The 19,252-nt window shown below is 55.8% G+C and carries 15 protein-coding genes and 1 pseudogene; 11 read left to right on the top strand and 5 right to left on the bottom strand.

Features of this window, described 5'->3' with window-relative positions; genetic code table 11:
- Positions 1–5: 5 nt before the first annotated feature.
- The 3 genes from gppA to CUC53_RS01895 all read left to right on the top strand — a co-directional run bounded on the left by gppA (position 6) and on the right by CUC53_RS01895 (position 2,351).
- Positions 6–1,496 carry a guanosine-5'-triphosphate,3'-diphosphate diphosphatase gene (gppA, locus tag CUC53_RS01905; RefSeq protein ID WP_100292598.1) on the top strand — a complete coding sequence of 497 codons (1,491 nt, stop codon included), beginning with the start codon at positions 6–8 and terminating at the stop codon, positions 1,494–1,496.
- 30 nt (positions 1,497–1,526) lie between these two features.
- Positions 1,527–1,787 (top strand): Rho-binding antiterminator, encoded by a 261-nt coding sequence (locus tag CUC53_RS01900; RefSeq protein ID WP_100292597.1) that lies wholly within the window; start codon positions 1,527–1,529, stop codon positions 1,785–1,787.
- Positions 1,788–2,141: 354 nt separating this feature from the next.
- A complete protein-coding gene (locus CUC53_RS01895; RefSeq protein WP_100292596.1) occupies positions 2,142–2,351 on the top strand; it encodes a cell division protein ZapB in 210 nt (69 codons plus the stop codon).
- 192 nt (positions 2,352–2,543) lie between these two features.
- On the opposite strand, the pseudogene CUC53_RS01890 reads toward CUC53_RS01895, so the two are convergent.
- The 4 genes and pseudogenes from CUC53_RS01890 to kefF all read right to left on the bottom strand — a co-directional run.
- Positions 2,544–3,428 (bottom strand): annotated as a pseudogene (locus CUC53_RS01890) (helix-turn-helix transcriptional regulator); the annotation flags it as partial.
- Positions 3,429–3,714: 286 nt separating this feature from the next.
- Complete coding sequence (locus CUC53_RS01885) at positions 3,715–4,113, bottom strand: SirB2 family protein (RefSeq protein ID WP_100292595.1); 399 nt, start codon at positions 4,111–4,113, stop codon at positions 3,715–3,717.
- Complete coding sequence (locus tag CUC53_RS01880; RefSeq protein ID WP_100292594.1) at positions 4,110–5,966, bottom strand: monovalent cation:proton antiporter-2 (CPA2) family protein; 1,857 nt, start codon at positions 5,964–5,966, stop codon at positions 4,110–4,112. Before CUC53_RS01880 ends, CUC53_RS01885 begins: the two co-directional genes overlap by 4 nt.
- A 55-nt stretch (positions 5,967–6,021) precedes the next feature.
- Positions 6,022–6,621 (bottom strand): glutathione-regulated potassium-efflux system oxidoreductase KefF, encoded by a 600-nt coding sequence (gene kefF / locus CUC53_RS01875; protein ID WP_100292593.1) that lies wholly within the window; start codon positions 6,619–6,621, stop codon positions 6,022–6,024.
- 211 nt (positions 6,622–6,832) lie between these two features.
- Between kefF and CUC53_RS01870 the strand changes: the two genes are divergently transcribed.
- The 5 genes from CUC53_RS01870 (at position 6,833) to CUC53_RS01850 (ending at position 14,067) form a co-directional block, all read left to right on the top strand.
- On the top strand, positions 6,833–7,156 hold the full coding sequence (locus tag CUC53_RS01870) for a hypothetical protein (protein WP_100292592.1): 324 nt from the start codon (positions 6,833–6,835) through the stop codon (positions 7,154–7,156).
- 48 nt (positions 7,157–7,204) lie between these two features.
- Positions 7,205–7,642 carry a DUF411 domain-containing protein gene (locus CUC53_RS01865; protein WP_100292591.1) on the top strand — a complete coding sequence of 146 codons (438 nt, stop codon included), beginning with the start codon at positions 7,205–7,207 and terminating at the stop codon, positions 7,640–7,642.
- A gap of 228 nt (positions 7,643–7,870) precedes the next feature.
- Positions 7,871–10,018 (top strand): S9 family peptidase, encoded by a 2,148-nt coding sequence (locus CUC53_RS01860; RefSeq protein WP_100292590.1) that lies wholly within the window; start codon positions 7,871–7,873, stop codon positions 10,016–10,018.
- A gap of 423 nt (positions 10,019–10,441) precedes the next feature.
- The gene (locus tag CUC53_RS01855) at positions 10,442–11,413 is read left to right on the top strand and encodes a TAXI family TRAP transporter solute-binding subunit (RefSeq protein WP_100292589.1); all 972 of its coding nucleotides are present in this window, start codon (positions 10,442–10,444) and stop codon (positions 11,411–11,413) included.
- Positions 11,414–11,514: 101 nt separating this feature from the next.
- The gene (locus tag CUC53_RS01850) at positions 11,515–14,067 is read left to right on the top strand and encodes a TRAP transporter permease (protein ID WP_100292588.1); all 2,553 of its coding nucleotides are present in this window, start codon (positions 11,515–11,517) and stop codon (positions 14,065–14,067) included.
- A gap of 64 nt (positions 14,068–14,131) precedes the next feature.
- On the opposite strand, the gene CUC53_RS01845 is transcribed toward CUC53_RS01850, so the two are convergent.
- Positions 14,132–16,069 (bottom strand): acetoacetate--CoA ligase, encoded by a 1,938-nt coding sequence (locus CUC53_RS01845; RefSeq protein WP_100292587.1) that lies wholly within the window; start codon positions 16,067–16,069, stop codon positions 14,132–14,134.
- Positions 16,070–16,399: 330 nt separating this feature from the next.
- On the opposite strand from CUC53_RS01845, the gene CUC53_RS01840 reads away from it, so the two are divergent.
- Genes CUC53_RS01840 through hemG form a run of 3 tightly spaced genes read left to right on the top strand, consistent with a single transcriptional unit; the run spans position 16,400 to position 19,041 of the window.
- A complete protein-coding gene (locus CUC53_RS01840) occupies positions 16,400–17,017 on the top strand; it encodes a YigZ family protein (protein ID WP_100292586.1) in 618 nt (205 codons plus the stop codon).
- A 34-nt stretch (positions 17,018–17,051) separates the two neighbouring features.
- Positions 17,052–18,509 (top strand): TrkH family potassium uptake protein, encoded by a 1,458-nt coding sequence (locus CUC53_RS01835; protein ID WP_100292585.1) that lies wholly within the window; start codon positions 17,052–17,054, stop codon positions 18,507–18,509.
- Positions 18,510–18,516: 7 nt separating this feature from the next.
- Positions 18,517–19,041, top strand: a complete 525-nt coding sequence (gene hemG, locus CUC53_RS01830) for a menaquinone-dependent protoporphyrinogen IX dehydrogenase (protein WP_100292584.1) — start codon at positions 18,517–18,519, stop codon at positions 19,039–19,041.
- Positions 19,042–19,252: the final 211 nt, after the last annotated feature.

The following is a 19,252-nucleotide window of genomic DNA, read 5'->3' as shown; positions in this document are numbered from 1 at the left end:
GCCCGTTGCACAACTCGCCGCTCTATGCCGCTATCGACCTCGGCTCCAACAGCTTTCACATGCTGGTGGTGCGCGAGGTCGCTGGCGCTTTGCGCACCGTCGCCAAGGTTAAGCGCAAGGTTCGTCTCGCTGCCGGGCTCGATCCGGAATTTCGTCTCAGCCGTGCCGCCATGGAGCGGGGCTGGGACTGTTTGCGTCTGTTCTCCGAACAGTTGCAGGACATTCCGGCCGACAATATCCGGGTGGTGGGCACCGCCACCTTGCGCCTTGCCACCAACGTCGATGAGTTCCTCAGCGAAGCGGAACGGGTACTCAACCACAGCATCGAGATCATCTCGGGCGAGGAAGAGGCCAAGACCATCTATGAAGGGGTCTCCTGGACCTCCGCCGGGGAAGGCAACCGGCTGGTGATCGACATCGGCGGTGCCAGCACCGAACTGGTGATCGGCGAACATAGCGAAGCAAAACTGCTCAACAGCCTGCACATGGGCTGCGTCACCTGGCTCAACAATCACTTCGGTGATGGCGAGCTCTCCGAAGCCCGTTTCGAGAAGGCGATTGCCGCCGCCAAGGCGGTGCTGGAGAAGGTGGCGGAAGATTACCGCGCCCTCGGCTGGCGCACCTGCGTCGGCGCCTCCGGCACGGTACAGGCGCTGCAAGAGATCATGCTGGCGCAAGGGAAGAGCGAGCGGGTCACCCTGCCGAAGTTGCAGGAGTTGATGGGTCAGGCCATCGCCTGCGGCAAGCTCGACCGGCTGCAACTGGAAGGGCTGGCGGCCGAACGGCTGACCGTGTTCCCCTCCGGCCTCGCCATCCTGATCGCCATCTTCGAAACCCTCGATATCGAGAGCATGACGCTGGCGGGTGGCGCCCTGCGCGAAGGACTGATCTACGGTCTGCTTGGCAACAATCACGACTGTGATGCCCGGGATCGCACCGCCGACAGCCTGATCAGCCGCTATCAGCTGGATAAAGAGCACGCCGAACGGGTTCGCGATACCGCCGTCGAGGCGTTCAACCAGCTGCAACCGGCCTGGCGACTCTCCAAACGCTACGGTCGCCCGATCTTGCGTTATGCCGCCCTGCTGCACGAGATTGGTCTCTGTATCGAGTACAAAAAAGCGCCGCAACACGCGGCCTATATCATCGATAACATCGATATGCCGGGCTTTACCCCTGCCCAGAAGAAGCTGTTGTCGGCCCTGCTGTTCAACCAGCGGGACGAATTCAAGCTGGAACCGCTAGAGAAGCAGGGGGCGGTCGCTGCTAGGCAAGCAATCCGGCTGGCCCGTATCCTGCGCATCGCGCTGATCCTCTGCATGCGCCGCACCCAGGGCACGGTGCCCAGCTTCACCCTGCAGGTAGAAGAGGAGTCACTGACCCTGACCCTGCCCAAGGGCTGGATGGATGAACACTACCTGCGCGCCAGCGAGCTGCGCTTTGAAGTGGAACGCCAGCAGAAGATGGGCTGGCCGACCTGCGTCCAGGAAGCCTGACTCAGCAACTTGGCTGTTTTGGAGTCGAATATGCCGGATTATCAACCCATCAGCTGCGATCTCTACGATTGGCTCGAAATTGCCGCCAGCTGGCAACTGCCAGTGACCCTCACCCGTCGCGATGGTCGCCAGTGGGATGACCAGATCCGCACCATCGAGGCTAGGGGTGGGAACGAATATCTGCAGCTATGTAGCGGCGAGCAGCTCAGTCTTGCCGACGTGGCAGGCCTACGTTTTATCTGGCAAGGGCAGCATAAGCAGCTCGACTTCACCTCGGTAAACCCCGAATAACACCTTGGTGCGCCCAGTGGCAGGAAATAGGTATCTGTACTTACCGATAACCAGTCTCCACGGTCACGCTTATCCAGAGTGATGCTACTTGCAAGCTTGGTCTCGTGTCGTATACCCCATCTTTACTACTGGCGAGAGTGCTGCGTTGTAGTGCCCGATTCACTCCCTATGCTAGCCACCAATCCAGCTGCTGGGGTTGGCCGCTATAAATAGCTGATTATTTAGCCAATACCGCTACGGTAGGAGCAATTTGTAACACATCAGCTTGTTTGTCTTGGGACGCTCAAGGTATGCTGACCCCACGCGCTGACACCGCCCTGATGAGGGGCATCGCAATCGAACATAGGTACACATATGTCACTAGAAGTCCTTGAGCAACTTGAATCCAAAGTCCAATCCGCTGTCGATAACATCGCGTTACTGAAGATGGAGTTAGACGAGCTGAAAGAGCAAAACGGGAAGCTGCATGATGAAAACCATCAGCTACGTAATGAGCATGTCGCTTGGCAAGAGCGCCTGCGAGCCTTGCTGGGCAAGATGGAGCAGATGAGCGATAACCTCTAAGCTGCTGGCAACTTTTACAATAACAAATGGGCCGCTTGATAAGCGGCCCATTTGTTTAATCGCATGTGGCAGATCCCACATTACTGATGGTATTAAGCTGAGGTCCTGACACAAGCGAGCCCGCTACTGCGGGTTTTTGGCGTTAGCCTGGACCCAGTCTCTGAGATCGGCGCTTAATCAGTGGTCAAACTACGGCGTATCTTGCACTTCTGTTTCGACCACGACACTGCGTTTATCGTAGCGAGTCATCCGCGGATTGTTGCCAAGGATCTGGTTATCTAGCAGCGATGAGCTGCTGGCATTAATCCGGCCAACCAATCGGATGGGCGTACTAACATCCTGATAACTTTGCTCACGTATCAACTTTTGGAGATTAAAATCCTTGGGTTGCGTGGCACTGAAATTCGTCAGTTCCACCTCTTTGATGTGGTCGAACGGAATGCCATAAACCTTGGGATCAAGCTCCGACAGGGTACACAGCAGCACAGTACCTTCGGGTTGATTCAGGATGCCAAGCGGGTTGATACGATCATAGGAGAGCCATACCGTGCGCTCTTTGATCACCCGATGGATCTCTGCACTGAACTTACGTCCACGCCACAGGGCATCGCGGATCAGGGTGCTCCGGCGGATATCTGGGTTACCTGCAAAGGGGCGCGGCGATTGGTGCACGCTATCGAGCCAGCGTTCGGCTAACTCACTTTGGCTATCGCGGATCACTTGGTTGGCCTTATCGACCAATGGGTGTAATTCGGTCAATACACTCGCTGGTAGTAATTGGCTGGCCTGATCGCTCCATGTTTTGAGAGCAACGGCAAGTGACAGCGGCATGATATTGGCAAAGTCATTGAGGCCATGACGCTCGAAACACCAGCCGTGGGGTTTACTGCGCTCATCGGACGTGAGGTCAAATAATCCCATCCCTGACATCTCTTCTAGATCCCGTTGCACGGTGCGCAGACTGACCTGAATCCCCTCCTCCTCAAGCTTCATTTGAAGTTGGCTCGCTGTCAGTTTGTAAGGGCGATGCGGAATGCAACGTGCCAAGGTCAGTTGTCGTAACAGCTTCTTACTCATCTTGCATGCCTTAACGGGTGTTAGCGTTGACGATAATCCTATCGAGAACTTGCGACAATATATGTCGTAAGCATTGCTGCGACAACTGTCGCCATTCACATACAAAGTGAGTTATTTATATGATCTAAAAGGAAAATACTGATTTTAAAAGGTGCATTCGAGGCTTTTTTTAAGTGCGATAGCCTCAAATAAAAAAGTCATTAGATTCAAATGGAGGGTGGTTTTGCGGTACTTGTTTGAGAGAAGTGCGTTTAAGAAGGGCTCATCCCTCTTAAACGCTGAGAATTTACGCTAACCAGTAGGCTAACCAAGAGCTTGGCATTTTCGTCATAGCCGTCCCGATGAGATAGCCAAATGCCGTGAGGGCCGCGATACCGGCCAGCAGCTTGTGGGACGTAGCCGTTCGTTTGAGTGCCATGATGCCCAAGCCAATGTAGAGCATCAAAGCGATCAGTTTGGCCATCAGCCAAGGTTGTTGGCTTGGGCTCATCTGTAGCATTACCGCCAGTAGTACGCCACACAACAGCAAGAAGGTATCGTTGATGTGGGGTAACACCTTCAACCACTTCTGCTGGAGCCTACTGCTACCTGCCAGCGCGAGGCCCCAGCGGTAGATAAACAGCAGGAGGCTGACCAGCGCGAGGGTCATGTGCAGGTGTTTCAGCAGAGGGTAATAAGCAATCATTTTTGATCCTTGTCGTCATTGGGTAGTCCGCTATTCCAGTTATGAGCGTGGATACGCTCCTGCTCTTCTTGATCGTCTTGCAGCAGGTCAGAAAGAATCTCCCGGTATTGCAGGCTTTTATTGATATAGGTGTGTTCGTCATCGAGGTAATTAGCTTGCTCGTGTAGCAACCAGTTATCGTGCAATTTGAAGGTTTGCCCAGCCCGCCAAGCTTGATTGGCACGAAACCCTAATTGGGTCAGTGCTTCCACCCCCAAATCGACGGCAGATCCCAAGGTCTCCCGATATACCAACGAGACCCCGTGGCGCAGAATATCATGAGCGTGAGGCCGATCCTGTGCCCGAGCGAGTACCTTCAGGTGTGGAAAGTGTTTCTTTACCAGCTCAATCACTGTCAATGAGGTAGCAGGGTCATCAATCGAGAGTACAAGCAGCTTGGCTTTATGGGCGCCGGCGGCATGCAGTAGGTCGAGGCGGCTCGCATCACCGTAAAACACCTGATAGCCATACTTGCGCAACATCTCTATCTGGCTGGCGTCTTGTTCGAGGATCGTGGTGCCAATGCCATGACCATGAAGTAGACGACCCACAATCTGACCAAAGCGGCCAAAGCCTGCAATGATAACCGGATGTTCCACCAATTCAGGCTGCTCATGTTCTGGCATTTTGCTCTGGCTACGATAGTCGAACCAAGGCTGAATCAGCCGATCATTGAGGATCAGCAGCAAAGGGGTGAGGGCCATCGAGAGCGCCACGACCAGTGTCAGCAACGACACAGTGTCGCTAGGTAGCACGTGGTTTTGCCCTGCAAACGAGAACAACACGAAGGCAAACTCGCCCCCTTGCGCTAACGCTAAGGCAAAGGTCCAGCGCTGGCTGGGCGAGATCCGGATGATCCATCCCAACGCCATTAGCACTAACCATTTCAATGCCATCAACCCGACAACTAGGGCTGGGATCAATAGCGGGTGTTCGGCGAACAGACTGAAGTTGATACCCGCCCCTACCGACATGAAAAACAGGCCGAGCAGTAACCCTTTGAACGGGGCAATGTCAGCTTCTAATTCATGACGATATTCGCTGTCCGCGAGGACGACACCGGCGAGAAAGGTACCAAGGGCGGGGGATAGACCGACCGCTTCCATCAAGACTGCAATAGCAATCACCAACAGCAATGCGGCCGCGACGAATATTTCCCGCATATGTGATTGGGCAATGGCCCGAAATACGGGGCGCATCAAATAGTGGCCACCCAAGACGATGCCCGCGATGGCGGCCACCACCAGCAGACCATGTTGCCAGCCCGCTAAGTCTGGCCCCCCCTGGGTAGTCATCGGCGCCATGGCGAGCAGTGGCAGGATCGCCAGAATGGGGATGACGGCAATATCTTGAAACAGCAAAACTGCAAACGCACTGCGGCCGCTTTCACTCTGCATCAGTCTGCGCTCTTGCAGGCTCTGTAGCACGATGGCGGTGGAGGAGAGCGCCAGAATCAAACCAATCGCTAGGCCTTGTTGCAACGGTAAACCAATGAGGTAGGCCACTGCGCTGAGCACGCCGGTGGTTAACAGCACTTGGAGCCCACCCGTGCCTAAAATGGGCCCTTTTAATTGCCACAATAGGGCTGGGCGTAGCTCTAAGCCGACCAAGAACAGCATCAGTACCACGCCAAACTCGGCGAAGTGCATCACATCTTTCTGCTCCCCCACTAGCCCCAATAGAAAGGGGCCAATGATGATCCCTGCCAACAGATAGCCCAGCACCGAGCCCAATCCCCAGCGCTTGGCCAGCGGTACGGCAATGACGGCGGCACAGAGGTAGATCAAGGCATCAAACAGCAAGCCATGTCCCATTAGCGAACCCTCCTGAGGGGTGTGTCATGCCCGTGTTGGCGATGTGATGAGTTGTTCATGAGCGAACCTCCAGCAAATCCCGTAAATAGAGGTGCTCGGCCAGTTGCTCGGGGGGAAATTGCTCATCACGTAGGGCGCACAGCAGTTGACGATAATCCTGACCGCAGCGACGTAGTGCCTCTTGGTCTTTGATTTTGTGAAAAGAGTGCAGCACAAACGGGGGCAGCCACGTCATGCCACAGAGTTGCGCGGTTTGCTGGAATGGTAATAGAAAGTCGAGCAGTGGCCTGCTGTTGTATCCCTCGCGGCAGTAAGATTCGGGTGCACCGCCGGTTGTGATAGCCGAGAGCCACTGTTTGCCTTTGAGCGCATTGGCCGAGGGGCCATAGGCATAACCGTATTCCAGCACCAGATCCATCCACTCTTTCATGATGGCTGGGCAAGAGTACCAATAAAGTGGATGTTGAAAGACGATAATGTCGTGCTCTGACAGCAAGGCCTGTTCGCGGGCAACATCGATGAACATATCGGGATAATGCTGATAAAGATCGTGAACCTTAACGCCTTCCAGTCCTTCTATTGCCTGCAGTAACTGTTTATTAGCCCGCGCGCTTTGCAGGGCGGGGTGTGAAAAGATGATTAGAATGCGTTTCATGACGACATCATCCGAGTGGCCACCTCGCCAGGAGGGTGAGGTGTAAAAAGTCCCTTATCACGCGACCTTAGCAAGAAGGGTCCGTCTCTGCCAACAGCCTGCGAGCCAGTGAGGCCAGCTTAATGTGAGCTGACCATCGGATGAACAGCACTTGACCCGCCCCCTGTAGCAAGGGTTACCATACAAGCCCTTTTAGTCAGTAGGCCTTTTCATGGTTCTCAGCCGTCGCCAATTCGCTCACGCTCGCCGCTGGCTCCCATTGTGGAGTCTGTTGCTGGTGTTGATGTCGTTTGGTAGTCGGGCTGCCACGGATCTCTGCGCCTTGAGCACCCACTGTAGTCAGAGTGAGCGCACCCTAGAGCAAGCGATGCCGTGCGGTAGTTTCACTGCCGTGTTGGCCATCAGCATGGTGCTGCACGATAGTCTGCAGGTGGCAGTGCCAGACCCTGACAACCCTGACTTTATTGCCCCTCCTCTTTTTATACCAGATGCCCCTTGCGAGCGGCTGGAACGTCCTCCTCAGTTTCAGGTTTAACGGCATTTTTCCCTATTTGGGCATGTTTTCTTAAATTTGAGGTGAGTTATGTACAAGTCCCTGTTGCTGGCCATCTTGGCCGGTACGGTTAGCTTTTCTGCGGTAGCTGCAGAGAAAATGACGGTCTATAAATCCAAATACTGCGGATGCTGTGAGTCATGGAACAAGCACATGGCAGACAATGGCTTCGAGCTTGAGGTCATCGAAACTGAGCAGCTTGATCTGGTAAAGCAGCAATACGGCATTGCACCGCAGTTGGCCTCTTGCCACACCGGTGTGGTGGGGGGATATGTGATTGAGGGGCATGTACCTGCCACCGATGTGTTGAAACTGCTCAAAGAGAAACCGGCCATCCACGGTTTGACTATTCCGGGGATGCCGCAAAGCGCCCCAGGTATGGATATTCCAGGTCAGCCTTATCAAGTATTGAGTATCAGCAAAGAGGGTGACGGCGAGACCAAGGTGTGGTCGAGCTACCCCGGCTGACTGAGACTGGCCATGAATCAGCACCACCCTAACATGTGAGGCACACTTGAGCGGACCTGTGCTGCTCATGGCCAGAAAAGGGGCCACTATCTGACGATAGTGGCCCCTTTGTTGTTATAAATATGGCTGAATTAACAGGGAGATAACTTGCAACGCAAGGCAACAAGGGGCAGATTGATGAGCCATTCAACGGATTTGCCCTCCATTGCAAAGAGCCAAGGATGCGACATGATTAGCGTTTACCAAAGGCTACTGCTGCTAGCCTGCTTGATAGTGATTCCCTATTCATCTGCCAACCAAGAGTCCGCCATGCCGACAAGTGAAACCTCGATTGTCCCGCCGGTTGCTGCCAAGCACCCACGCCAGCTGAAACAACACGGTGATACCCGCATTGATAACTACTACTGGTTACGCGATGACGAGCGACAGAACCCAGAGGTGCTGGCCTATTTAGCGGCGGAGAACGCCTACACCGAGGCGCAGCTTAAGCCTATCCAGCCACTGCGAGATCAGCTTTATCAAGAGATGGTGGCGCGCATTCCTCAGCAAGATGAATCAGTGCCTTACGTCAAGAATGGCTATCGCTACCAGACGCGTTATGAGCCGGGCAAGGAGTACGGTATTTATTCTCGTACCAAGCTGGGCGAGCAAGAGACTAAGTTACTGCTCGACAGCAATGAGCGCGCGCAAGGGCACGAATTTTATGCTCTCGGCGCCCTTGAGGTGAGCCGCAGCAACCGCTGGCTAGCGGTGGCGGAGGATTATCTCTCCCGCCGCCAATATCGGGTGCAATTTCTCGATTTAGAGAGTGGCAAGTGGGCCGCCGACACGCTGGAGAACACCTCTGGCAATCTGGTCTGGGCGAACGACAGCAAAACGGTGTTTTACGTCCGTAAACACCCCAAGACCCTGTTGCCCTATCAGGTTTACCGTCATACCTTAGGGACTGACCCCACCCAGGATCAGCTGGTTTATGAGGAGAAAGACGATACCTTCTACGTCAGCCTTTACGCTACCACCTCGGATGACTTCATCGTTATCAACCTCTCCAGCACCACCACAGGTGAAGCTCGCCTGATTGATGCAAACCAACCAGAGCAAGCGCCACGGCTATTTTTAAGCCGTCAGGTGGATCACGAATACAGCTTGGATCACTACCGTGGCCGTTTTTATATTCGCTCCAATAAGGATGGTAAGAACTTTGGTCTGTATGAGACCAAAGAAAGCCCAGTCGATCGCTGGAAGCCGGTCATTGCCCCCAATCCTGAGGTGCTGTTAGAGAGCTATGCCCTGTTTAAAGAGTGGTTGGTGGTGGAAGAGCGTTATCAAGGGCTGACTCGGCTGCGCCAGATCAACTGGCAGAGTGGTGAGCAACAGGAGATCGCCTTCGACGATCCGGCTTACGTGACATGGCTTGCTTATAACCCAGAACCCGATACCAGTGCGCTGCGCTATGGCTACTCCTCGATGACCACTCCCTCCTCCACCTATGAGCTGGATATGGCGAGTGGCAAGCGTACCCTGCTCAAGCAGCAGCCCGTCGCAGGCTTCAAGGCCCAGCAGTACGTTAGCGAGCGAGTTTGGGTCACGGCTCGGGATGGGGTCGCGGTGCCAGTGTCGTTGGTCTATCGCAAAGATCTGGTGAAGAAAGAGGCGGCGGCACCCCGTAAAAATCCGTTGCTGATCTATGGCTATGGTTCTTATGGCGCCAGCATGGACCCCGACTTCAGCAGCTCTCGTCTGAGCTTACTGGACAGGGGCTTTGTCTACGCCATTGCTCATATTCGCGGGGGGGAGGAGCTGGGTCGTCAGTGGTACGACGCGGGTAAGTTACTGAACAAGCAAAACACCTTTAATGACTTCATCGACGTCACCAAAGCGTTAGTCGCGCAGGGGTATGGCGCGAGCGATCAAGTCTATGCCATGGGCGGCAGTGCTGGAGGCTTGCTGATGGGGGCCGTCATTAACCAAGCGCCAGAACTCTATCGCGGCGTGGTGGCCCAAGTGCCCTTTGTCGATGTGCTTACCACCATGCTGGATGAGTCAATTCCCCTCACCACGGGCGAGTATGACGAGTGGGGCAACCCCAATCAGAAGCGCTACTACGACTACATGAAGCGCTACAGCCCCTACGACCAAGTCAAAGCGCAGGCCTATCCCAATCTGCTGGTCACCACCGGTCTGCACGACTCGCAAGTGCAGTATTGGGAGCCTGCGAAGTGGGTCGCCAAGCTGCGGGAACTGAAAACAGACCATAACCAGCTCCTGCTGCACGTTGATATGGATGCCGGTCATGGTGGCAAGTCGGGTCGGTTCAAGGCGTATGAAGATATTGCACTGGAATACGCCTTTATCTTGGATCTGGCCAAGCGCTAACCTCTGCTGATTGGATGGCAGCCCTTGTCTGGCAAGGGCTGCAAAAGAATCTTCGCACTATCCCGCCCGCCTGCTTATCCCTCGTACAACCCCTGAATTCATGAGCGATGAATTGATGATCCGTATCAAATTTCTCAATATTTAAATCTGTCAGATTGCTGTTTTGTTTGATTTATGTTGGCGTAATGTGCTTAATCATGGCGGTTATGACTTCTTAATTGGCCCCTTTGGGGCCAATTATCTTCAGTCGACCGGGAGCCGGCTGTCTCACCACGGAATGCGGGTGACGAGTTGGCAAACGCTTAGCGTTCACACCAGTGTCTCATCACCGAGAGGATGGATGAGTCCTGCGGCTACCTAGCGGCTCGTCTGGCATTCGCCCGGGGAACGGGTGATCGGAATCAATCAAAAAGGATGAACAAGATGAAAGCATTATCTCTGGCATGCGCCCTGTCTGCTGCGCTGGTGGGTGTCTCCTTTGGTGGCCCAGTGCAAGCACAGGAGCGTTTCGTGACCATAGGGACTGGCGGCCAAACTGGTGTCTACTATGTGGCGGGCCAGTCTATCTGTCGTTTCCTCAATCGTGGTGCTGCTGAGCATCAGATCAAGTGCAATGCCCCTGCTAGCGGCGGTGGCGTGGCCAACGTCAATGGTATCCGGAGCGGCGAGTTCAATTTCGGCATCATGCAGTCGGATCACCAGTTCAAAGCGATGAAGGGGCTTGAGCCATTCAAAGCACAAGGCGCGATGGACGACATCCGTGCCGTGTTCTCCCTGCAAAGCGAGGTGTTCACCATTCTGGCGCGCCGCGACGCCAAGATCGCCGGTTTTGACGATCTGAAAGGTAAACGCGTCAACATCGGTAACCCGGGCTCCGGCCAACGGGACACCATGGAAGAGATCATGGCGGTCAAGGGCTGGAAGAAAGGTGACTTCGGTCTGGTCTCCGAGCTCAAGCCTGCTGAGCAAGCCTCTGCCCTTGGCGACAACAATATCGACGCCATGAGCTACTTCGTTGGCCACCCGAACGGTGCCATCCAAGAAGCCTCTACCACCACCGACGCGGTATTGGTACCGGTCACCGGCGCCGACATCGACAAGCTGCTGGCTGAGAAGAGCTACTACAGCAAAGCCGAGATCCCCGGCGGCATCTACAAGGGTAGTGATAAGCCAACCCCATCCATCGGTGGTAAAGCAGTGCTCTCCACTAGCGCGAAGGCAGACCCAGAAGTGGTCTATCAGCTGGTGAAGTCGGTATTTGATAATCTGGATCGCTTCAAGCGTCTGCACCCCGCCTTTGCTGACCTGAAAGAGGCCGACATGATCAAGGTCGGACTCTCAGCGCCGTTGCATGAAGGGGCCGCTCGCTATTACAAAGAGCGTGGCTGGCTCTGATAGCAAGCCTGCGGGCTGGTTAAACGCCTCGACACCCGTTGGCCGCGTTATGTGCGGCGACGGGTGTCGTTTTTATGGTACTTGTTGGCAAAAAATGAACTATGCAAGATAAACAACTTTCTACTGAAGAGCTGATCGCCCAGGATGTGGGCGCTCGCCTGCCGCTCGGCATCATGGGCTGGCTCATTACTGCGCTGGCGCTGGCTTGGTCGCTGTTCCAGCTCTGGATCGCCTCGCCACTCCCCTTTATGGTGGGGTTTGGCGTACTCAATGATACCGAAACCCGCTCTATTCACCTTACCTTTGCTCTGCTGCTGGCCTTTTTGGTGTTTCCGGCTGGTCGCACTTCGCCCCGTGACCGAGTACCGGTTGGCGATATTGCGCTGGCACTGATTGCTGCTGGTGCTGCGGCCTACCTGTTTGTGATGTATGAGGCGCTGGCGCAGCGACCGGGCAACCTCACCACTGCGGATCTGGTAACTGCCTGCATCGGCATTCCGCTGTTGTTGGAAGCCGCCCGCCGAGCGCTGGGTCCGGCCCTCGCCGCTATCGCCATCGTGTTCCTCGCTTACAGTTTGGCGGGGCCTTGGATGCCGGGGTTGCTGGCTCACCGCGGGGTAAGTTTCACCGCGCTGGCCAACCACCAATGGATCACCACCGAAGGGGTATTTGGCATTGCCCTCGGGGTGTCTACCAGTTTCGTGTTCCTGTTCGTGCTGTTCGGCGCCCTGCTGGAGCGGGCCGGAGCGGGTCACTACTTTATCCAGCTTGCCTTTAGCCTGCTGGGTCATCTGCGTGGTGGCCCAGCCAAGGCGGCGGTGGTGGCCTCTGGCCTGACCGGTCTGATTTCCGGTTCGTCGATTGCCAACGTGGTCACCACCGGCACCTTCACCATCCCGATGATGAAGAAGGTTGGCTTTAGCTCCGAGAAAGCGGGGGCGGTCGAAGTGGCCTCCTCGGTTAATGGTCAGATCATGCCACCAGTGATGGGGGCCGCCGCCTTCCTGATGGTGGAGTATGTCGGCATTCCCTACGTGGAGATCATCAAACATGCCTTCCTGCCTGCGACCATCTCCTATATCGCGCTGCTCTACATCGTCCATCTGGAGGCGCTGAAACTGGGCATGCAGCCGATCGGCAATCATCAGCCCAAGCCGTGGCTACGGCGTCTGACCGGTTTTGCCTTTGGATCGGCCCTCATCAGCGGCCTGTCGCTGGCGGTCTACTACGGCCTTGGCTGGCTCAAGCCTGCGCTGGGTGACTACGCCCTGCCCGGCATCGCCCTGCTGCTGGCTGTTACCTATTTGGGGCTGTTGAAGGTTGCTGCCAGCAACGAACCGCTGGCGGCGGAAGACCCGGATAAACCGCTGACTGAGCTACCCAACACCCGCAGTGTGCTGCTCTCTGGCTTGCACTTTATGCTGCCAGTGGTGGTGTTGGTGTGGTGCTTGATGGTGGAGCGTCTCTCACCAGGGTTGTCCGCCTTCTGGGGCACGGTGATGTTGGTGATCATCCTGCTGACCCAGCGGCCCCTGCTCAACTGGCTGCGTCGTGACGGCAAGCATGACTACGGCACGGTGGCGGATGGGGTGGTGGATCTGCGGGAAGGGCTGGTGGCCGGTGCCCGCAATATGATCGGCATCGGTATTGCCACCGCCACCGCGGGGATCATTGTCGGAGCGGTTTCTCAGACTGGGGTCGGTCTGGTATTGGCGGATCTGGTAGAGATGCTCTCTATGGGCAACCTGCTGCTGATGCTGCTGCTGACCGCCCTGCTGAGCCTGATCCTTGGCATGGGGCTGCCCACCACCGCCAACTACATCGTGGTATCCAGCCTGCTGGCGCCGGTGGTGGTGACGCTTGGGCAGCAGAACGGGCTGATCGTGCCGCTGATCGCGGTGCACCTGTTCGTCTTCTACTTCGGCATCATGGCGGATGTGACGCCACCGGTGGGACTGGCCTCGTTCGCCGCTGCCGCCGTCTCCAAGGGCGATCCCATCAAGACTGGGATCACGGCGTTTTACTACAGCTTGCGTACCGCAGCGTTGCCGTTCCTGTTTATCTTCAACACTGATCTGCTGCTGATCGACGTGGACTTTGCCCACGGGGTGCTGATCTTCGTGGTGGCGACCATCGCCATGCTGATCTTCGCCGCCGCCACTCAGGGCTGGTTCTTGGTCAAGAGTCGCTGGTACGAGAGCGTCTTGCTGCTTCTGGTCGCCTTTACCCTGTTCCGCCCCGGTTTTTGGATGGACATGGTGCACGATCCCTATCGTGAGACGCCACCTGCCCAACTTGCGCAAACCATGGGCGAAGTGGAAGCAGAGAGCACCCTGCGACTTCGTGTGGTGGGCGAGGACGCGGTCGGCAAAGCGCGCACATTCACCTTGCTGGTCGCCGTGCCGGAAGGGGCTACCGGTGAGGCGCGGCTGGCCAATCTGGGGTTGAGCCTCTATGAGCAGGATGGCAAGACGCTGATCGACAACGTCACCTTTGGTAGCCCAGCCGCCGCCATGGGGCTGGAGTTTGATCAGGAGATTGAACAGGTCAAGGCGCCGACCGAGCGCTGGACCAAAGAGTGGATGTGGATTCCTGGCTTCCTGCTGTTTGGGGTGATCGTCTGGTTGCAGCGACGCCGCCAACAGCATCGTTAACCTAGACCAGATAAGGGCCGCTTGCGGCCCTTATCTATTAAGGTGGGAGCAAGGGCCCTGACCCTCAGTCAGCCAGCTCCGGTCGATTGCGATACTGGTTCAGTACCTCTGGGTCGGCGAGGGCGTGGGTGTTGTTGACTGGCCGATTGTGCACCACTTCCCGTACCGCCAATTCGACGATTTTGCCAGACTTGGTGCGTGGGATGGCATCCACCTGCAGGATGCGGGCGGGCACGTGGCGGGCGGTGCAGTGTCGCTTTATTTGCTGGCGAATGCGCTCGCGCAGTGGCTCGTCCAGCTGGCAGCCTGCCTTGAGTTTGACGAACAGTACCACCCGCTCGTCCTGCTGCCACTGCTGGCCAATGACGATGCTCTCCTCCACCTCGTCCAGTCGCTCGACATAGCGGTAAATTTCGCTAGTGCCGATACGCACGCCTCCAGGATTGAGGGTGGCGTCGGAGCGGCCGTAGAACAGAATGCCGCCGGTCGGGGTCAGCTCGATCCAGTCGCCGTGGCACCAGATGTTGTCGAACCGCTCGAAGTAGGCGGCGTGGTACTTGTCGCCGCTCTCATCCCCCCAGAAGCCCACTGGCTGGGCCGGGAACGGCTTGGTACAGACCAGCTCGCCCTTCTCCCCCTGCACCGGCTGGCCCGCTTCGTTGAATACCTGCACCGCGAGACCGAGGCCGCGACCCTGACTCTCGCCGCGATAGACAGGGCTGAGCGGGTTGCCGATGACGAAGCAGGAGCAGATGTCGGTGCCGCCAGAGATGGAGCTGAGCTGCACATCCTGCTTTATCTGCCGGTAGACGTAGTCGAACCCCTCCGGCGACAGCACAGATCCGGTGCTGCAGATCAGCCGCAAGTGCGGCAAGCCGTGGGTCTTGATGGGGGCATAACCCTGTTTGTGCAGCGCATCGAGATACTTGGCCGAGGTACCGAACAAGCTGACTTGCTCGTCGTGGGCCAGATCCCACAGCACGTTGCCATCCGGGTAGAAGGGCGAACCATCGTAGAGCACTAGGGTGGCGCCGGAGGCGAGGGCGCTTACCAGCCAGTTCCACATCATCCAGCCGCAGGTGGTGAAGTAGAAGATCCGCTCCCCCGGTTTGATGTCGCAGTGCAGCTGATGTTCTTTCAGATGTTGCAGCAGGGTGCCGCCGATGCCGTGCACGATGCACTTGGGTTTGCCGGTGGTGCCGGAGGAGTAGAGGATATAGAGCGGATCATTGAAGGCCATCGGCTCGAAGGTGAGCTGGGCATTGTGCTGGCTCGCCAGCAGTTGTTGCCAGTCGTGACCAAGCTGCAGCGGGTTGCCGAGCAGAGGGACCATCACCGTCTGCTCTACGCTGCTTATCTGACCCACCACGCTGGCGACCTTCTGCTGAATGTCGATCTCCTTGCCGTTGTAGCGATAGCCATCCACGGCGAACAGCACTCGCGGCCGGGTCTGGCCGAAGCGCTCCACCACGCTGGCCTCGCCAAAATCGGGGCTGGTGGAGGTCCAGATCGCCCCAATGCTGGTGGTTGCCAGCATGGCAACCACGGTTTGGGGAATATTGGGCAGATAAGCCGCCACCACGTCGCCACGACCAATCCCCTGATGACGCAGCCACTGAGCCAGCCTAGCCACCTGATCACTGAGTTCACCCCAGCTAAGAGTACAGCTTGGGCTCCCTTCGATGCGGGAGATGATAGCCGGGCTCTCGTCCTGACGGCGCAGCAGGTTTTCGGCGAAGTTGAGGCGGCTGTCGGGGAACCAGCGGGTGCGCTGCATCTCCTGACGGTTCTCCGCCACTATGTTGCCGAGTTCGCCCTTGACACCGCAGTGTTGCCACACCAGCGGCCAGAAACGGGTAGTCTTCTCCACCGACCATTGGTAAAGCTGCGGGTAATTCTGCAACTGCAAGCCGTGGAAGCGGTTCACTTCAGCCATAAAGCGGTAGAGGTTGGCTTGCTGCATCCTGAGCGGGTCCGGTTGCCACAGGCAGAGGTTGTCCATGAGTAATCCCTGACTTCATGTATCTACCGGCAGTGTATTGAATTGTTTTTTATTTGTTAATGATTGGTTTTGTTTAATAACAAATGTGCTATCCCCCATGCGTGACTTCACGAAGCGGCAGTGTGACGGCTCGAGCCCCTTTGTGCTTGATGGTATGCTGCAACCCTTCACTTAAGAGCAGGATGCGATGCGTCGCAACAATCTATTGTTTATCCAGCATCAGCCTGTCGCAGGCCCGCCAATCAAGGTCGGCCGGCGTGTTGGGCGCTGTGCATCGGCCGCTATCTGGAGCGGTGCCGTGGACCACCTCACCAGATCAGTAGGGCGTTAATGGCAGCCGCTTACCCCATTCCAGCAGCGCCACTGGCGCTGACCGAAGAGATCAAAAAGAGCCGTTTCATTACCCTGATCGGTCATACCCCGACAGTTGCGGCCGCTAAGGCGTGGGTGAGCGAGGTCAAGCGGCAGCACCCGACGGCACGTCACCACTGCTGGGCCTTTGTCGCGGGCGCTCCCCAAGATAGCCAGGTTTACGGTTTTAGCGACGATGGAGAGCCGTCCGGCACGGCAGGTAAACCCATGCTGGCCCAGCTGATGGGCTCAGGGTTCGGTGAAATCTGTGCGGTGGTGGTGCGTTATTACGGTGGTATTCAGCTTGGTACCGGTGGCTTGGTGAAAGCCTATGGTGGTGGGGTTGGCGCAGCGCTGAAACAGTTAGTCACAATACTCAAGGTGCTGCGCACCCCTGCTCTTATTGAGTGCGACTATGGCGATATGGGCGTGGTGGAGTCACTGATTAACCGTTACGGTGGTGAGTTGCTGGCCGCTGAGTACGGCTTGCAGGTGCGCTTACAGATTGCGTGGGAGTCCTCGGCATGGGCCAATATTGATAAAGAATTAACCGACCGGACTCATGGACGGGTATCTCTTCGTTCGTTAGATGGCTAGAATCCATCGCTCTTTTAGTCTGGAGAGAGCTTGAATGCAGATCTTGAGCATTATTCGCATCGTTGGCCTGTTGGTTGCACTGTTTAGTTCGACCATGCTGTTGCCTGCGCTGGTGGCTTTTGGCTACCGGGATGGCGGTGGTGCCGAATTTGTGAGCTCGTTCCTGATTGCGCTATTGCTTGGCGGGATGCTCTGGTTCCCCAATCGCTATCACAAAAAAGAGCTGCGCTCAAAAGAGGGCTTCTTGATTGTGGTGCTGTTCTGGACCGTGTTGGGCAGCGTGGGTGCCGTGCCGTTTATCCTCAGTGATGCCCCCAATATGTCGGTGCCTGAAGCATTCTTTGAGTCATTTTCTGGCCTAACGACCACAGGCGCGACGGTATTAACGGGATTAGATGATTTGCCCAAGGCCTTTTTGTTCTACCGCCAGTTGCTGCAGTGGCTTGGCGGGATGGGTATCATCGTGCTGGCCGTTGCTATTTTACCGCTGCTCGGGATCGGCGGGATGCAGCTCTATCGTGCCGAAATTCCAGGGCCAGTGAAGGATACCAAGGTAACGCCGCGTATTGCCGAGACGGCTAAAGTGCTGTGGTCCATCTATCTGCTGCTGACCCTCTTGTGTGCATTAGCTTATTGGTTGGCAGGTATGACGCTATTCGATGCCATCTGCCACTCTTTCTCCAGCCTGTCTATCGGCGGGTTTTCTACCCATGATGCCAGCATTGGTTATTTCAACAGTGGCGCCATCAACCTCATCACGGTCTGTTTTCTGCTGATTGCCAGCATTAATTTTGGCCTGCATTTTACCGTGTTTACACACATGCCGGTCCGGCTGTTAACCTACTTACGGGATCCTGAAGTGAAGGTATTTCTCGGGATTCAGCTTTTTCTATTCCTATTCTGTGCGGTCGTACTACTGCAACATAACCACTATGAGGATTGGCTGGAGACCCTCAATCACGCCTTGTTTCAGTCGGTCTCAATAGGCACGACGACGGGTTACAATACGACGAGCTATGCTGACTGGCCGTCCATCTTGCCAATCCTGTTGATGACATCGACGTTTATAGGCTGCTGTGCCGGAAGTACTGGCGGTGGCATCAAAGTGATGCGTTTCATGATTTTATTTATGCAAGGCATGCGTGAATTACGCCGATTGGTTCATCCGCGCGCGGTTTACACCCTCAAACTCGGCCATAAAGCGGTGCCAGAACGGGTGGTGGAGGCTGTCTGGGGGTTTTTCGCCACTTACATCATCTTATTTGTGCTATTTATACTGGCCCTGATCGCCACGGGGATGAATGAGTTAACCGCCTTCTCCGCAGTGGCTGCCACCCTGACTAACGTAGGCCCAGGTCTTGGCGATGTTGCTGCTAATTTTTCTAGCACCACAGCCACTGCTAAATGGTTGCTGGTGTTGGCGATGTTATTTGGGCGATTAGAGGTATTCACTCTGTTAGTGCTATTCACTCCCGCATTTTGGCGAAGCTGAGGTTGTTATGGACAAGATTCTGGTGCTTTATTCCTCTCGGGATGGCCAAACCCGCAAAATCATCGATGTCATGCTGGAGGAGATGCCAGGATGCGAGGTGGTGAGTCATGATTTGCATATGTTGCCAATGTGTAATCTCAGCAAGTATGCCAAGGTGTTGATAGGTGCCTCTGTTCGCTACGGCAACTTTCATCCCAGCCTATTTAGCTTTATCCATGCTCATCGAGAGCAACTAGAAGTGGCGAATGCGGCTTTCTTCTGTGTCAATCTGACCGCCCGTAAACCTGAAAAGCAGACACCGCAAACTAATGCCTATATGAAGAAGTTCTTGCGCCTCTCACCCTGGCAGCCGAAAACGTTGGGCGTGGTGGCAGGTGCGCTGCAGTACTCTCGTTACAATTGGTGGCAGACGCGGATTATCCAACTGATTATGAAGATAACTGGCGGTAGCACGGATACCCGCCAAGACCTCGAGTTTACCGATTGGGAAAAAGTGCGCAGTTTTGCTCGCGAGTTTTGGCTAAAAAAATAACAAATCAAAGTGAGATAGGGTCCTGCAGGCCCGCAAAACCCCTTTATGAAGGGGTTTTTGTTTAATAAAACAACGGTTGAATCGAAAATAGGTAAAAAGAGCCTGTTTTTGCAATTTTCCCCTTGTCATCTTGGCGCGCCTCCCTATAATGCGCCCCTACCAGCACGGCACCTAGCGCCACGCTGATGAGCTCGCCTCCTAGTGAAGCCAG

The organism is Aeromonas cavernicola (genome assembly GCF_002795305.1).
GTDB classification, from domain to species: domain Bacteria; phylum Pseudomonadota; class Gammaproteobacteria; order Enterobacterales; family Aeromonadaceae; genus Aeromonas; species Aeromonas cavernicola.
Note: the sequence above shows the minus strand (reverse complement) of the source record. Positions and strands in the feature narration are given on the sequence as shown.